Genomic DNA, 14,476 nt, shown 5'->3' on the forward strand with positions numbered 1-14,476 from the left:
CGCTAGCCGCGCTGCTCGACGTCCCGCGGCGGATGCCCGTATCCCCGCGGCGCGTTCGTGGCGTCGGCGGTCTCGACCGCGGCCACGGCACCCGACGACGCGAGTACCACTCCCCCGCCGACGGCGGCGACGAAGGCGACGATCGCGGCCGGACCCCAACCCGCGCGCGTGACGTCGCCGAGGAAGGCGATGCCGACCGCCCCCGGCAGCACCGTCTGGCCGACGACGAGCGCCGCGGCGGCGCCGTTCACCGAGCCGGTCTGTAGCGCCACGGTGAACAGGTAGAAGCCGCCGATCCCGCTGAGCAGCAACCCGTACAGGGCGGGGTCGGTGAACAGCACGGTGAGGTCGAGGGGGTCGAGGCCGTCGAGGATTCGGGACGCCACCGCCATCACTCCGAACACCGCACCGGCGATGAGTCCGGTGACCGTCGCGATGTGGGTCTTCAAGCGCCGCATCACGATCAGACCGATGAGGAAGAGCGCCGGACCGGAGACGAGGACCGCCCAATGCATCCACGCGGTGTGCTCCACACCCTCGCGACCGGCCGACAGCGCGAGCAGGATCAGCGACGCCACGACGACCGCACCGGCGATCCAGTCACGCAGCGTCAGGCCGACTTTCAGCACCACCATGGCGAGGAGCGCAGTGGCGACCAGGCGCGCCGAGATGATCGTCTGCGACAGGAACAGCGGGATCAGCCGGGCGGATGCGATCGTCGCGATGAACCCGATGATGTCGAAGACGAACCCGATCAGGAACGGGACCGTGAGCATCGTCAGCGCGGTGGACTTCAACGACGGGTGCGCCGCCGCGGACCGTCGACGTTCCTCCCGGATGGCGGCGCGCTGCGCGACCTGTTCGGCGCCGAGCGCCTGAAGAACCGCGGCCGCGGCGAACGCCAGCGCACCGATCACCGCGATGACGATTCCGCTGGTCACGGCGCAGGCTCAGATCAGCGAGGGGTGAGGACGTCGGTACCGACGAATTTCGCGAGCTCGGCGGGCAGCTTCACCGAACCGTCGGGCTGCTGGTGGTTCTCCAGGATGGCCACCAGCCAGCGCGTGGTGGCCAGCGTGCCGTTGAGCGTCGCCGCGATCTGCGGCTTCCCGTTCTCGTCGCGGTAGCGAATCGAGAGACGGCGGGCCTGGAAGGTGGTGCAGTTCGACGTCGAGGTGAGTTCCCGGTAGGTGTTCTGGGTGGGAACCCATGCCTCACAGTCGAACTTGCGCGACGCCGACGACCCGAGGTCGCCACCGGCGACATCGATGACGCGGTACGGCACGTCGATCGCGGCCAGCATGTCCTTCTCCCAGCCCAGCAGTCGCCGGTGCTCGGCCTCGGCGTCCTCGGGCTTGCAGTAGATGAAGCCCTCGACCTTGTCGAACTGGTGCACGCGGATGATTCCGCGGGTGTCCTTGCCGTAGCTGCCGGCCTCACGGCGGAAGCACGTCGACCAGCCGGCGTACCGCTTCGGGCCGTCGGACAGGTCCAGGATCTCGTCCATGTGGTAACCGGCGAGCGGTACCTCCGAGGTCCCGACGAGGTACAGGTCGTCGTCCTTGTCGAGGTGGTAGACCTCGTCGGCGTGGGAGCCGAGGAACCCGGTGCCCTCCATGACCTCCGGACGCACCAGGACGGGCGGGACCATCAGCGTGAAACCGTTGGCCGCAGCCTTCTGCGCGGCCATGTTCAGCAGGCCCAGCTGCAGGAAGGCGCCCTGCCCGGTGAGGAAGTAGAACCGCGAGCCCGACACTTTCGCGCCGCGCTCCATGTCGAACAGACCGAGTGACTCACCGAGTTCGAGGTGGTCCTTCGCGTTCTCGATCTCGCGGGGCTCCCCGACGTGTTCGAGGACGATGTAGTCGTCCTCGCCGCCGGCGGGTGCCTCCGGAGCGACGATGTTGGAGATCGCACGATGTGCCTTCGCGGCGGCCTCGTCGGCCGCGGACTGGCGCGCGACTGCGGCCTTCACCTGCTCGGCGAGCTCCTTGCCCTTGGCGAGCAGCGCCTGCTTCTCGTCGCCCTGCGCCTTGCCGACCTGTTTGCCGAGAGCCTTCTGCTCGGATCGCAACGTGTCGGCGTCGACGATGGCCGCACGACGGGCCGCATCGGCATCGAGCAGAGCATCCACCAGGCCGGGGTCCTCGCCGCGCGTGCGCTGCGAAGTGCGGACCAGATCCGGGTCGTCACGAACAATCTTCAGGTCGATCACGCCTTCAAACCCTACTTGAGCGTGCGATGCGAATCCGATCACGCCACCGACGAGACGCCGGCCGGGGCCGGGCCGTCAGCTCCAGAGCACCCGCAGATCGTCCCGTCCGAACATCGCGGCGGCATCGGCCGCAGAGGGGGTGCCGGCGTGTGGATCGGCCCCGGCGTCGACGAGCACCCGGACCACGTCGTCGAATCCCTTGAACACCGCGCCGGCCAGTGGGGTCTGTCCCCGGTCGTTGGCGAGGTCGGGATCGGCGCCGCGGGACAGCAGAGCCGAGACCGCCGACGCATGCCCGTGATAGGCCGCGAGCATGAGCAGCGAGTCGCCGGACTGATTGCGTAGGTCCGCCGGAACACCGGCGTCGAGGTAAGCGCGCAAGGTCCTCTCGTCGCCGGTGCGGGCCATCTCGAACAACTGTCCCGCCAGCTCCGCGATCTCATCAGGAACAGGGGTCACGGGACTCATTGTAGAGAGCGTGCTCCGCCCCTATCCACGCCGCGTTCTCATGCGATACTGCACGCATGGCGAACTCGGCCGACCCTGCGGTCACCGTGCGCAACCTGCGCAAGTTGTACCCGGGAGGCGTTGGCGTGCACGATATCTCGTTCACCGTGCAGAAGGGTGAGATCTTCGGGTTGTTGGGTCCGAACGGGTGCGGCAAGACCACCGCGGTCGAGTGCATCGGAGGCCTCCGACGACGCGACGCCGGGGCCGTGGACGTCGTGGGATTCGACCCGGCCGATTCCGATGTCGCACTGCGCGACGTCCTCGGGTTCCAGCCTCAGCAGAGCCTCATGCCGGACAAGATGCGGGTCGCGGAGGCGCTCTCCCTGTACGGCGCGTTCTACCGCGATCCCGCCGACCCGGACATGCTCCTGCACCGCCTCGGACTGGCCGATCACCGGCGGTCCTACTTTGAAGAACTCTCCGGCGGTCAGAAGCAGAGACTGTCGGTCGCACTCGCCCTGATCGGCCGGCCACGGGTGGCGATTCTCGACGAGCTCACCACCGGCCTCGACCCGCGCGCACGACGCGAGGTGTGGGCCATGCTCACCGAACTGCGGGATGACGGGATGACCCTGTTGCTGGTGTCGCACTTCATGGACGAGGCCGAGCACCTGTGTGACCGGGTCGCGGTCATCGATCGCGGCCGGGTCATCGCGTTGGACACACCCGAGGGGCTCGCGTCGACCGTCGCGACCGCGCAGACCCTGCATTTCGTCCCCAGCGGGGCCGTCGACCCGGACATGCTGCGCGCACTGCCATCGGTGTCCCGGGTGGACACCGACGGCACCCGATTCGTCGTCGTCGGCGGTGCCGAGGTCATCACCGATGTGGTGCTCGCACTCGACCGTGAAGGTGTGCGCGCCACCCGCCTGCGGGTCGAACAGTCGAACCTCGAGGACGCATTCGTCACCGTGGTCGACGAGCAGGAGGCGACGGCTCCGAGGGCTGACCGGTGACCGTCTCCGTGGCCACCGGACGGGCCTTCCGCGGACTTCGACCGCTCCTGGTCAGCGAGGCCCGCCTGATGTGGCGGAACCCGATGCTCATCGTTTGGGTCGGCGTGCTGCCGATCCTCGCCGCGGTGATCCTGGCCTCCATCCCGGCGACGCGCCAACCCGCCGAGTACCTCGGTGGTCAGAGTTGGTTCGGGATGTATCAGCCGTTGCTCGTGATGTTCTCGACCGTGATGTGCAGCGTGCAGATCCTGCCCGACGTGCTGACCCGGTACCGCGAACGCGGCATCCTCAAGCGCCTGCAGACGACCCCGGCGTCGCCGGTGGCCTTGCTCACCGCGCAGGCCATCCTGACTTTCGTCATCGAGGTCGTAGTGGCTGCCCTGATAGTTCTCCTGCCGTTGATGGCAGGGGCCTCCGCACCGGCGAACATGCTCGGTTTTGTGATCGCCTTCGTTTTCTCCGCCCTTGCGATGCTGGCGATCGGCATGGTGTTGGCCGCGGTTTTCCGCAACAACAAGGTCGCCGCCGCTGCCGGTACCGCCCTGTTCTTCGTGCTCCAGTTCTTCGCCGGGTTGTGGTGGCCGCGCCAGAACATGCCCGACTGGATGCGGTCCCTGTCCGACGCCTCCCCCACCGGGGCATCGGTCGGCGCGTTGACCGACGCCGTCGAGGGCGCCTGGCCGTCGTGGATCCACCTCGCGATCCTTCTCGCCTGGGGTGTGGGGCTGTCGATCATCGCGATCCGCCTGTTCCGATGGGACTGATCCGCCCACCTCGGCGTCCCTACATCTCCCAACGGGTGTCGGCAGCAGTCCGCGCACAGGCATGATGGATACCGATGAACGCGCACCACCCCGAGAGCAGTGGCACACCGACCCCCGACCCCGACGAGTGGACGGAGGTCTCGCAGGGCTCGCCACCACAGCAGCAGTCCGACCGACGGCGCAATCCCGTCTTCGTGGTGTTGGCGGCGATCGTGGTCGGTGCGCTGGTCATGGGCGGTGTCGCGTGGGCGACGGGACTCTTCGACGACTCCGGCAGCGTCGGCGGCAGCGACATCGGTGAGGGCGAACGACTCGTCCAGAACGCCTTCACCCGGTCGGTCGCCGGGGACTGCCTCGATTGGCCGGCGGGGAACCCCGGTCAGCCGACAGCGGTCGAATGTGCGCAGAAGCACCGCTTCGAGGTGGCCGGCGGCATCGACACCTCCCTCATCCCCGGCGTCGAGTTCGGTGAGGACGCACTGTGGCCGGGACCCGAGCGTTTCGCCGCCATCCGCGACGAACAGTGCCCGGTCGCCGTCGATCAGTACCTCGAGGGTCGGCTGGATCCGCAGGGACGCTTCTCGGTCGGCATGATGTACCCGTCGCAGGCCCAGTGGGACAAGGGCGCCCGCCAGTTGCGATGCGGAATCCAGGAGAACGGCGCCGACGGTCAGCCCGCGCAGTTCTCCGGGCGCGTCGCCGACCAGAACCAGTCCTACGTGTGGCCCGAGGGAACCTGCATCGGCATCGACCCCGAGAACCGCACCCCCACCGGCTTCCCGGTGAACTGCGCCGAACCGCACGCCTTCCAGACGACCGGCATCGTCGACCTCGCAATCCGCTTCGGCGACCGGATGTCGAACAAGCCGTGGCCGGCGACCGGCGCCCAGAACAGCTACCTCTCGTCGATCTGCCCGAAGCAGGCGGAACGTTTCGTCGGCGGCGCGCCCGCCCTCGACGCGACCACGCTGAACGTGCAGTGGTCGGTCCTCAGCGAGCCGAGCTGGCTGGCCGGGAGCCGCAAAGTGGTCTGCTACCTCGGTCTACCCGACAAGCGGGGCGGATTCGCGACCCTCGTCGGCGACGCCAAGGGCGGCGCACTGCTGATCAACGGGAAGGCGCCCGTCCCGCCGCCCGCCGCCCCGCCCGGCCGCGCGCTGCCCACGCCGGTGCCGCTTCCCCCGGGCATCGCGCCGAACCCCGACGAAGCCCCCGCCCCGGCGGGCTGACGCATGGCCGTTCCGATGTCCGACGACGAGTTCGACGGGCTGGTCTCCGACGCACTGGACACCATCCCGTCGGAGCTCACCGGCGCGATGAACAACGTGGTGATCCTCGTCGAGCCGCACAACCCGGAGGAACCCGGCATCCTCGGGCTCTACCAGGGCGTCGCGCTGACCCTGCGCGATCACGACTACGGCGGGTTCCTGCCGGACACGATCACCATCTACCGGGACCCGATCCTGGCGATGTGCAGTTCCCGCGACGAGGTGGTGCGCGAGGTCGCGGTCACCGTCATGCACGAGATCGCCCACCACTTCGGCATCGACGACGCCTGGCTGCACGCCAACGGGTGGGGCTAGGGACCACCGAATCCCGGCCCACGCCGCATGTTTCATCTCCCGCGGAATGCGGAATACCGAGGCACCGATGTCCAGCCCACATCCAGGAGTCCCGCATGTCCACTGATGCCATCGTCATCTTGAAAGACGACCACAAGGAGATCCGCAAGCTGTTCCGCGACTTCAAGTCCCAGGGTCCGAACGCCACCAAGACCAAGGGCAAGATCGTCGACCAGATCATCGAGGCCCTGACCGTGCACACCTACATCGAGAACGAATGCATGTACCCCGAGATCCGTAAGCGTGTCCCCGATCTCGAGGACGACATCCTGGAGTCCTACGAGGAGCACCACGTCGCCGACGTGCTCGTCGTCGAGCTGGCCGCGTTGAAACCGGACTCCGAGCGGTTCGACGCCAAGACCACCGTGCTCATCGAGAACGTGGAACACCACATCGAAGAGGAAGAGGACGAGTGGTTCCCCAAGGTGCGGGAGGCGCTCGGACGCAAGGACCTTCAGGAGATCGGCGAAGAGATGTTGCGTCTCAAGGAGAAGGCTCCGCGTCGTCCGTCGCAGCCGTCGGCACTGAAGAAGACGGTCGACGCGATCATCAAGTAGGGAGCAGGGCTAGCCCATCGGGTCGTCCACCAGCGGCTCGTCGACCCGCTCGAACGGCGCGGTCTTCGCGCCCCAGCGGTGGCAGACCCAGACGCCGTCGACGTACTCCAGTTCGATCGAACCGGTGTTCCCGAGGTGCGTCGCCGCGGCGAAGCGGGAGTCGATGCCGGCCAGGCGCGCCGCGATGAGGCGGATCGCCGCACCGTGGCTGACCAGGAACACGTCGCGCGGGTCGGTTCCCGTCAGGTATGCACGCGCGAGGTCTTCGACGGTCGGGATGTAGCGCTCGTAGACCATCGCGAGCGACTCACCGCCGGGGATGCGCACGTCGAGGTCACCGGCGTGCCACTTCTCCATGACGTCGTGGAAGACGTCGTGGGCCTCGCGGTCGGTGCGGTCCTCGAGCTCGCCGGCCTGGACCTCGTGCACGCCCTCCACGGACTCGGTGGCGACCTCCCACACCGAGCTGATCAACTCCGCGGTCTGCCGGGCACGCTTGGCCTCCGAGCTGAGCAGCACGGCCTCCTGCTCCGGACGGTTCTCGAGTCCGAACCGGACGCCTTGTCGCGCACCGAAATCGGTGAGCGCCGCGCCCGGGAGCGCGGTGTCGAGGCGGCGCATGACGTTCGCGGTGGTCTCGCCGTGACGGACCAGATGCAGGCGCGCCATCACACCTCCCCCTGGCGCATCGCATCGATCCAGGCCAGCGACTCGGCGTGGTCGGGCGGCGTCGTCCCGGTGGTCCGCACCGCGGGCCACGAACCGAGATAGACGACCCGCTCGCACCGACGATGGAGTGCCGCAAGGGCTTCGGCGACCGCCGCGTCGTCGATGTGGCCCACGGCGTCGAGGAAGAACCGGTAGCGACCGGCGATGGCCCGGCCCTCCGCCTCGTCGCGCTGCGGCCGGGATTCGATACGCGTGAGATCGATTCCGCGGGAGGCGAACTCGTTCATCGCGGCCATCAGGCTGCCGGGCTCGTTGGGCAGGTCGAGGATCACCGACGTGCGGTCGGTGCCGGTACGCCGCGTGGGTACCGCGGGACGACCGAGGACGAGGAACCGCGTGGTGGCCTCCCGCGCGTCGCAGACACCGTCGGCGATGACCGTCAGATCCGACAGGCCCGCCGCGAGACCGGTCGTGACGGCGGCGTCGGCCTTGCCGGACGCGACGTCCAGGGCGGCAGCGGCATTCGACCCGGACGTGATGAACTCGGCGTTCGGGAACAGCTTCGCCACCGACTGCCGCACCTGCGCCGCCGCCACCGGGTATGCGGCGATGGTTCGGACGTCCTCCGGAGCGAGGGGTGTGGCCGCGGCGATCGCGAACGCGATGTCGACCACGGTCTCGGCGAACGCCTGCACACGTGCACCCTCCCCCGACCTCGCCGGCGGCACGAGGGCGTCCATCGTCGCCGGTACCGATCCCTCGAGCGAGCTCTCGATGGGCACACAGCCGTAGTCGGCCTCGCCACTACGGATCATCGCGATGGTGGCAGTCGGACTCGAGGCATCCACCTTGGTGACGTCACCCGATAGGTCGAGACCCCCGAGGGCGGGGTCGTGGGCGGCGAGAACCGCGTCGAGTGCCATCTCGGTGAAGGTTCCGGGCGGGCCGAAGTAGGCGATCACAGGCACCACACGAGCCTAGTGGACGCGGGCGACCACTCCGGACCGGGCGCTTCCCGGTAACGAGAAGTCCAAGGTCCCATTGACGGAGAGGGCAGATCTATTTAGGTTAGGGTTACCTTCCAAGGCTCCACCGCAGCCGCCCGCGCCGACCGGAGAGACAGACATGACGCGTACGACGACCGACCGACCGACGGATGCCGAGATGATCCAGACGATATGCCGCCGGGTGGGCTCGGCCATCCTCGCCATCGAGGGCGCCGACACGACACCGATCGACGTCGTCCACCTCTTCGAATCCCAGGCCTTCGTGCTCGTCCCCACCCACGGTGAGGCGATGGCCGCCGTGGACGACACCGAGGGGACGCCCGCGATGCTCGAGGTCACCGACTGGGCACCCGTCGACCTGCGTGAACGGGTCCGATCGATCATCTGGCTCAACGGCACCCTGCACGCGGTCCCCCGCGACCTCGAACGCGACCTGGCCATCGAGATCGCGGGCGAGCACCCTGACGACGGCCTCCTCGACATCGGCCACGGGGCGTCGATGCTGCGCCTCCAGGTCGGTTCCGCGGTGATCGCGTCCGGCGCCGGTGCATCGTCGGTCTCGGCCGCCGAACTGGCCGACGCCGACCCCGACCCGTTCTGGGAGTGCGAGGCGGGTTGGCTGGAACACCTCGACCTCGACCATGCCGATCTCGTCGGCCAGCTCGCACGCAAGGTGCCCACCGACCTGCGCCAGGGCCGTGTACGCCCGCTCGGCCTCGACCGGTTCGGCATCCGCTTCCGCATCGAGGGCGTCGACGGCGACTCCGACGTGCGCGTGCCCTTCCCCCGCCCGGTGTCGGACGTCGTCGAACTGTCCCGAGCGCTGCGCAACCTCGCGGGCTGCCCGTTCATGAACTCCATGCCCGACTGACTTCGCTCGTACCCCGGGGAGCGAGGGGTCCTAGGCTGACCGGCATGTCCCTGCGCGAGTACCTGCGGCCGTCACCCCACGGCATCCCGGTCGTCACCGACCGTGTCGAGCGTCGCGGTCTGATCGCCGAACTCGTCATCGTCGGCGTCCTGACGTTCGCCTTCTCCGCGGTGTCGGCTGCGCTCGCACTCCTCGAGGCCCAACTCGCCGGGGGCATCGGCGAGACGACGGTCGCCCTCAACCCGAGCCGCTCCGACCTCGCCCTCATCGACGCCGCGCGTCAGGTGATGAGCGTCCTGAGACTCTTCGCCATCGGCGCGCTCGGCGTCTACCTGCTGTGGCGGAGCGGGCTCGGACTGTCGCGAGTCGGCCTCGGACGCTTCACGCCCCGACGCGACGTCCCCACCGGACTCGTCCTCGCCGCCGTCATCGGGATACCCGGGCTGGTGCTGGTCGCGGTGGCCCGCGCATTCGGCCTCAACGCGAGCCTCGTCCCCAGCCAGGCCGACACCTGGTGGGAATGGCCGGTGCTCATCCTCATCGCGATCGGGAACGCGGCCGCCGAGGAGATCGTGGTGGTCGCCTACTTCATCACCCGGCTCCGGCAACTCGGCGTCTCGGACACCAGGTCGCTCGCCGCGAGCGCCGTGCTCCGCGGTGGCTACCACCTCTATCAGGGGTTCGGCGCCGGCCTCGGGAACGTGGTGATGGGCGTCGTCTACGGCCGGTTCTACCAGGTCACCGGTCGCGCGTGGCCGCTTGTCGCGGCGCACGGCGTCATCGACGTCGTCGCCTTCATCGGCTATGCGCTGCTGCGCGACCACCTGTCCTGGGTCGGCTGACGCCGGGACACATCACCCGCGAGCCTTCGAGTGCTTGCCGCCCGATCCGGTGACCCGGGCCAGCCCGAAGAGCACCAGCCCGACGAGCATCAGGATGCCGGCGCGCAGCCACGTCTCCGCGCTCTGCTGCGTCAGCAGGACGATGCACGTCCCGATCGCCAGCACCGGCACGATCGTCCACGTCCGGAAGTGATCGGTGTCGGCGCGCTCACGTCGAAGTACCAGGACCGCGATGTTGGTGCTGAGGAAGACGAACAGCAACAGCAGCACGACGGTCTCGGCGAGTGCCGCCACCGAACCGGTCGCCGACAGGACCATCGCGATCGCCGTCGTGGCGATGATCGATGCCCACGGGGTGCGACGACCGGGCAGAACCTTCGCCAGCGTGGCGGGCAGCAGTCCGTCGCGGGCCATCCCGAACGTCAGACGAGACGCCATGATCATCGTGAGCAGCGCGCCGTTGGCGACGGCGATCAGAGCGATCAGCGAGAACAGCCGATCGGGTACGCCGGCATCGGCGATCGAGACCACCTCCAGCAGCGGACCGGACGAGCCGGCGAGCTGGTCCGGCGACACCACCACCGAGACCGCGAGGCCCACCATCACGTACACGATGCCCGCGGTGATCAGCGCGCCGAATAGTGCCTTCGGGTAGACCCGTCGCACGTCGCGAACCTCCTCGGCGACGTTGGCCGACGTCTCGAACCCCACGAAGGAGTAGTAGGCGAGCAAGGCCGCGCTGAGCACGGCGAGCGCGGGCGTCGACGAACTGTCGAACTCGAGCACGCGATGCGCTTCGCCGTCTCCCCGCCCGAGGACGATCCCGGCCAGGACGACGACGAGCACCAGACCCGACACCTCGATCACGGTCATCACGACGTTCGCCCGCACCGACTCGCTGATGCCTCGGGCGTTGAGTGCCGCGATCGCGAACAGGAAGACGAGTGCGGCGGCGGTGGTCGGCACGTCCAGGAAGGACTTGAGGTAGTCACCGGCGAACGCCAGCGCGAGACCGGCTGCGCTGGTGACCCCGGCGGCCAGCATGCAGAACCCCACCAGGAACGAGACCAGCGACGACCGGTAGGCATGCTGCGCGAAGACCGCGGCGCCGCCGGCGTGCGGATACTTGGTGACGAGTTCCGCATACGACCCCGCCGTCAACAGCGCCATCACGAGGGCCACCACGAGCGGCACCCAGATGGCACCGCCCACCTCGCCGGCGATCTCCCCCACGAGCGCGTAGATCCCGGCGCCGAGCACGTCGCCGAGGATGAACAGGAACAGCAACTTGCCGGTGATCGCGCGCCGGAGCGGACTGCGCTGGTCATCACCCGTTTCGGTGTCGGGCCGTGCGGCCACATCGTCGGTCATGGCGTCCCGGATACCCCGACGCGTGCCGATCGAGTCCTGTGATCTGCGTCGGATCCGTGGCGGCCGGTCGTGAATGCGTACATTGGTTGGGATGAACGAGCAGGACCCGCCGATCATTCGGCGCGGTCGTCCGGGGCCTCAGGTACCGCCCGGGCGGCCGGCGGGAGGCACACCGCCACGTCAGGGACCACCGCCCGGTGCACCTCGACGCCCTCACCCGCAGGGTCCGGCTCCCGCCGCACATCCCCAGGCGATGCCGCGGATTCCGGCGCAGGGTCCTCCACCGAGGCGGTCGGCCGTTCCCGCCGGCGCAGGCCCCGGACAGTACGCGCCCACCCAGAAACCCGAACCGATCCCGGTGGGCGACCGGTCGCGCGAACACCGGCCGCCGCGCGACGACCGGCGCGTCGATCACGGTCGGTCGTCGACGAGACCTCCCGCTCCGCCGGCGGGCGCCCCGCCCGCTCCCGCATCGCCACGCCGTCGCCGCCGCCGTTCGGTGCGGGTCGGCAAGATCGTGCTGATCCTGCTGCTCGTGTTCGTGCTCGGCAGCATCGGACTGCTCTTCTACTACGACTCGAGACTCGACCGCATCGACGCGCTGCCCGCCTACGCCGGCCGGCCGTCGGACACGCCCGGTACCAACTGGCTCATCGTCGGCACCGACAGTCGATCCGACCTCTCCGACGCGCAGCGCACCAATCTGTCCACCGGTGACGCCGACGGCTCCCGCACCGACACGATCATGCTGGTCCACAATCCACCCGGAACCGGGAAGGCGACGGTCGTCAGCATCCCGCGCGACCTCTACGTCGAGATCCCCGGCCACGGAAGCCTGAAAGTCAACGCGTCGTACAACATCGGCGGACCGGCACTGCTGGTGCAGACCGTCGAGAACCTGACCGGCATCCACATCGACCACTACGCCGAGATCGGCTTCGGTGGCTTCGACACCCTCGTCGACGCCGTCGGCGGTGTCGACATGTGCATCGACCAGCCGCTCAACGACCCCAAAGCCGGCCTCAAACTGGCCAAGGGCTGCCACCACCTGAACGGTCGCCAGGCGCTCGGCCTCGTACGCACCCGAGCCTTCCCGCGCGCCGACCTCGAGCGCGTCATCAATCAGCGGAAGTTCCTGGCCGCATTGGTCTCCCGCGCCACGAGCCCGGCCGTGTTGCTCAACCCGTTCCGGCTGTTCGGCTTCATCGGCGGCGCGATCGACTCACTCACCGTCGACAAGCGCGATCACATCTGGAACCTCGCCTCGCTGATGTTCGCCCTCCGTGACCCGGTGACGACCACAACACCCACGGGTGAAAGCGTTTACACCGATGACGGTCTGGCACTGCCGGTCACCGAGACGACCGAGGAGTTCTTCGGCCGTCTGCGTGCAGGTCAGCCCATCCCCGACGAGTTGCTCGTCGACGCCGGGTGACGAGGTGGCGAGTCTGCCCAAAGACAGGTCAGACTAGCCTTAGTTAGCCTGAACTTGCTGGTAGAAGCCACTTTTCGGCACCTACCATGGGCACATGACCGAATTCACCAAGTTCCATCAGCTGCTGCACGACCAGATCGGCAACGAGTTCTACGCCTCGCAGCAGTACATCGCGGTCGCCACGTACTACGACAACCACGACATGCCACAGCTGGCCAAGCTCTTCTACCGCCAGGCAGTCGAGGAACGCACCCACGCGATGATGATCGTGCAGTACTTCCTCGACCGGGACATGGACGTCGAGATCCCCGGTATCCCGGCCCCCAACAACAAGTTCGAGGACTACAAGGCCCCGATCAATCTGGCCCTCGAGCAGGAGAAGACGGTCACCCAGCAGGTTGTCGACCTCGCGAAGTCCGCACGCGACACCGGGGACTACCTCGGCGAGCAGTTCGTGCAGTGGTTCATCAAGGAGCAGGTCGAGGAGGTCGCCATCATGACGACCCTGCAGACCATCGCCGAGCGCTGCAACGGCAACCTGTTCGACCTGGAGAACTTCGTCGAGCGCGAGTTCAACGGTCCCGCGGCCGACGACCCGACCGCACCTTCCGTCGCCGGCGGCAACATCTAGGCACCACCGGGCAGACATGAACTCCGCGGCGCGACTTCACTCGAAGTCGCGCCGCCGACGTGTTTCTCAGCCTCTGTCTAGCGCAGCGTCACCTGGCGGCCACGGATGCCGTCGCGCGAGCTCCGCTCGGCGATCGTCAGCTCCGAGGTGTCGGCGAGCGCCTCGCCCAGCCACTGATCGAGCTGATTGAGACCCGCCTGCCACTCCTCGTGGTGCATCTCGTTGTCGAGGTCGAACACCGGGACCAGCAGGCCGTGGGTGCGGAACGACCCGGCGAAGCGCGAACCCTCACCCATCGTGAGTCGGCCGGCCGCGTGGAGCCGCGCCATGGCCGCCATCAGGTCGTCCTCCGGTTCCGGACGGATCCAACGCAGGTGGGCCCGCTCCCCGGCGTCGACCCACCACGGGGCGCCCGAACCGCTGTCGACGACGAGGCGTGCGGTCGGCAGCACGGAATCGTTGGCGCGTTCGAACATCGGCGCGATCTCCGCGGGCACCTCGGTTCCCTCCGGGAACCACCACGAGAAGTCCTGGTGCACGGTGATGTCCAGGGTCGCGTCGGTCTTCAGCACCTCGTCGAGCGAGGGGGATTCGTCGGCGGACTCCAGGTCGAACTCGCCACCCGCATCGGCGTGAGCGGCCCACGCGATGGCCGCGGCCAGCTCGACGGCCGGCGCCTGACGATCCGGCTCGGTCTGCAGACCGACCAAACCTTCTGTGGCGCCGCCTGATTCACGCGTGAGCGCGGGACCGGCACCGGGCAGGATCGTCACGACGAAGACGTCGTTGCGCGACTCGGCGGGCTCGACCAGTTCGAGTCGTGCGGTCGCCGACGCGACGAACGTCCGCAGCGCGACGAAGTCGCATTCGGCGGCCAACCCTGCGAAGGGACGCGGCGGCGGTGCCATCGACGCCGCCTGCCGAGCCTTACGAGCGGCGACCCGCTCGGCGCGATTGCTTCCCGGACGGGGTCCAGTGCCCCGCTTGCTCTTCTTGCCCATCGGTCCACTCTCTCATGAGCAGGCC

At 68.5% G+C, this 14,476-nt stretch carries 16 protein-coding genes; 9 read left to right on the top strand and 7 right to left on the bottom strand.

Annotated features, from left to right (window positions below):
- Positions 1 to 2 precede the first annotated feature (2 nt).
- The 3 genes from IHQ52_RS03395 to IHQ52_RS03405 all read right to left on the bottom strand — a co-directional run bounded on the left by IHQ52_RS03395 (position 3) and on the right by IHQ52_RS03405 (position 2,683).
- Positions 3 to 941 carry a hypothetical protein gene (locus tag IHQ52_RS03395; RefSeq protein ID WP_024498817.1) on the bottom strand — a complete coding sequence of 313 codons (939 nt, stop codon included), beginning with the start codon at positions 939 to 941 and terminating at the stop codon, positions 3 to 5.
- A 14-nt stretch (positions 942 to 955) separates the two neighbouring features.
- The gene (gene serS, locus IHQ52_RS03400) at positions 956 to 2,215 is read right to left on the bottom strand and encodes a serine--tRNA ligase (RefSeq protein WP_024498818.1); all 1,260 of its coding nucleotides are present in this window, start codon (positions 2,213 to 2,215) and stop codon (positions 956 to 958) included.
- Positions 2,216 to 2,290: 75 nt separating this feature from the next.
- On the bottom strand, positions 2,291 to 2,683 hold the full coding sequence (locus tag IHQ52_RS03405; protein WP_035760428.1) for an ankyrin repeat domain-containing protein: 393 nt from the start codon (positions 2,681 to 2,683) through the stop codon (positions 2,291 to 2,293).
- A gap of 56 nt (positions 2,684 to 2,739) precedes the next feature.
- Between IHQ52_RS03405 and IHQ52_RS03410 the strand changes: the two genes are divergently transcribed.
- The 5 genes from IHQ52_RS03410 (at position 2,740) to IHQ52_RS03430 (ending at position 6,624) form a co-directional block, all read left to right on the top strand.
- Positions 2,740 to 3,681, top strand: a complete 942-nt coding sequence (locus IHQ52_RS03410; protein WP_024498820.1) for an ABC transporter ATP-binding protein — start codon at positions 2,740 to 2,742, stop codon at positions 3,679 to 3,681.
- Positions 3,678 to 4,445 (top strand): ABC transporter permease, encoded by a 768-nt coding sequence (locus IHQ52_RS03415; RefSeq protein WP_024498821.1) that lies wholly within the window; start codon positions 3,678 to 3,680, stop codon positions 4,443 to 4,445. The genes IHQ52_RS03410 and IHQ52_RS03415 overlap by 4 nt, the downstream gene beginning before the upstream one ends.
- 74 nt (positions 4,446 to 4,519) lie before the next feature.
- Positions 4,520 to 5,674, top strand: coding sequence for a septum formation family protein (locus IHQ52_RS03420; RefSeq protein ID WP_024498822.1), 1,155 nt, complete (start codon positions 4,520 to 4,522; stop codon positions 5,672 to 5,674).
- A 3-nt stretch (positions 5,675 to 5,677) separates the two neighbouring features.
- Positions 5,678 to 6,028 carry a metallopeptidase family protein gene (locus IHQ52_RS03425; RefSeq protein ID WP_024498823.1) on the top strand — a complete coding sequence of 117 codons (351 nt, stop codon included), beginning with the start codon at positions 5,678 to 5,680 and terminating at the stop codon, positions 6,026 to 6,028.
- A gap of 95 nt (positions 6,029 to 6,123) precedes the next feature.
- Complete coding sequence (locus IHQ52_RS03430) at positions 6,124 to 6,624, top strand: hemerythrin domain-containing protein (RefSeq protein ID WP_024498824.1); 501 nt, start codon at positions 6,124 to 6,126, stop codon at positions 6,622 to 6,624.
- A gap of 9 nt (positions 6,625 to 6,633) precedes the next feature.
- Here the strand turns inward: IHQ52_RS03430 and IHQ52_RS03435 are convergent, their stop codons facing one another.
- Both IHQ52_RS03435 and pheA read right to left on the bottom strand, forming a co-directional pair.
- Positions 6,634 to 7,293, bottom strand: a complete 660-nt coding sequence (locus tag IHQ52_RS03435) for a histidine phosphatase family protein (protein WP_024498825.1) — start codon at positions 7,291 to 7,293, stop codon at positions 6,634 to 6,636.
- Complete coding sequence (gene pheA, locus IHQ52_RS03440; RefSeq protein WP_024498826.1) at positions 7,293 to 8,264, bottom strand: prephenate dehydratase; 972 nt, start codon at positions 8,262 to 8,264, stop codon at positions 7,293 to 7,295. Before pheA ends, IHQ52_RS03435 begins: the two co-directional genes overlap by 1 nt.
- A 154-nt stretch (positions 8,265 to 8,418) precedes the next feature.
- On the opposite strand from pheA, the gene IHQ52_RS03445 reads away from it, so the two are divergent.
- Together IHQ52_RS03445 and IHQ52_RS03450 are read left to right on the top strand one after the other, a co-directional pair.
- Entirely contained in the window at positions 8,419 to 9,171 is a 753-nt protein-coding gene (locus IHQ52_RS03445) for a DUF2470 domain-containing protein (RefSeq protein ID WP_238064106.1), read from the top strand.
- Positions 9,172 to 9,215: 44 nt separating this feature from the next.
- A complete protein-coding gene (locus tag IHQ52_RS03450) occupies positions 9,216 to 10,013 on the top strand; it encodes a CPBP family intramembrane glutamic endopeptidase (RefSeq protein ID WP_238064107.1) in 798 nt (265 codons plus the stop codon).
- A gap of 12 nt (positions 10,014 to 10,025) precedes the next feature.
- Here IHQ52_RS03450 and IHQ52_RS03455 read toward each other — a convergent pair whose 3' ends face one another.
- On the bottom strand, positions 10,026 to 11,384 hold the full coding sequence (locus tag IHQ52_RS03455) for an APC family permease (RefSeq protein ID WP_238064108.1): 1,359 nt from the start codon (positions 11,382 to 11,384) through the stop codon (positions 10,026 to 10,028).
- 253 nt (positions 11,385 to 11,637) lie between these two features.
- On the opposite strand from IHQ52_RS03455, the gene IHQ52_RS03460 reads away from it, so the two are divergent.
- Positions 11,638 to 12,819 (top strand): LCP family protein, encoded by a 1,182-nt coding sequence (locus IHQ52_RS03460; protein ID WP_455708979.1) that lies wholly within the window; start codon positions 11,638 to 11,640, stop codon positions 12,817 to 12,819.
- Positions 12,820 to 12,913: 94 nt separating this feature from the next.
- Complete coding sequence (locus IHQ52_RS03465) at positions 12,914 to 13,450, top strand: ferritin (RefSeq protein ID WP_024498830.1); 537 nt, start codon at positions 12,914 to 12,916, stop codon at positions 13,448 to 13,450.
- A gap of 77 nt (positions 13,451 to 13,527) precedes the next feature.
- On the opposite strand, the gene IHQ52_RS03470 is transcribed toward IHQ52_RS03465, so the two are convergent.
- Entirely contained in the window at positions 13,528 to 14,451 is a 924-nt protein-coding gene (locus tag IHQ52_RS03470; protein ID WP_035760429.1) for a DUF5926 family protein, read from the bottom strand.
- Positions 14,452 to 14,476 lie beyond the last annotated feature (25 nt).

Origin of the sequence: Gordonia amicalis, from assembly GCF_022059885.1 — a bacterium.
Taxonomy (GTDB): Bacteria; Actinomycetota; Actinomycetes; order Mycobacteriales; family Mycobacteriaceae; genus Gordonia; species Gordonia amicalis.

Coding starts and splice junctions, on each gene's coding strand:
- IHQ52_RS03405 (WP_035760428.1), bottom strand. CDS start 2,683: ATGAGTCCCGTGACCCCTGTTCCTGATGAGATCGCGGAGCTGGCGGGA.
- IHQ52_RS03410 (WP_024498820.1), top strand. CDS start 2,740: ATGGCGAACTCGGCCGACCCTGCGGTCACCGTGCGCAACCTGCGCAAG.
- IHQ52_RS03420 (WP_024498822.1), top strand. CDS start 4,520: ATGAACGCGCACCACCCCGAGAGCAGTGGCACACCGACCCCCGACCCC.
- IHQ52_RS03425 (WP_024498823.1), top strand. CDS start 5,678: ATGGCCGTTCCGATGTCCGACGACGAGTTCGACGGGCTGGTCTCCGAC.
- IHQ52_RS03430 (WP_024498824.1), top strand. CDS start 6,124: ATGTCCACTGATGCCATCGTCATCTTGAAAGACGACCACAAGGAGATC.
- IHQ52_RS03435 (WP_024498825.1), bottom strand. CDS start 7,293: ATGGCGCGCCTGCATCTGGTCCGTCACGGCGAGACCACCGCGAACGTC.
- IHQ52_RS03445 (WP_238064106.1), top strand. CDS start 8,419: ATGACGCGTACGACGACCGACCGACCGACGGATGCCGAGATGATCCAG.
- IHQ52_RS03450 (WP_238064107.1), top strand. CDS start 9,216: ATGTCCCTGCGCGAGTACCTGCGGCCGTCACCCCACGGCATCCCGGTC.
- IHQ52_RS03455 (WP_238064108.1), bottom strand. CDS start 11,384: ATGACCGACGATGTGGCCGCACGGCCCGACACCGAAACGGGTGATGAC.
- IHQ52_RS03460 (WP_455708979.1), top strand. CDS start 11,638: ATGCCGCGGATTCCGGCGCAGGGTCCTCCACCGAGGCGGTCGGCCGTT.
- IHQ52_RS03465 (WP_024498830.1), top strand. CDS start 12,914: ATGACCGAATTCACCAAGTTCCATCAGCTGCTGCACGACCAGATCGGC.
- IHQ52_RS03470 (WP_035760429.1), bottom strand. CDS start 14,451: ATGGGCAAGAAGAGCAAGCGGGGCACTGGACCCCGTCCGGGAAGCAAT.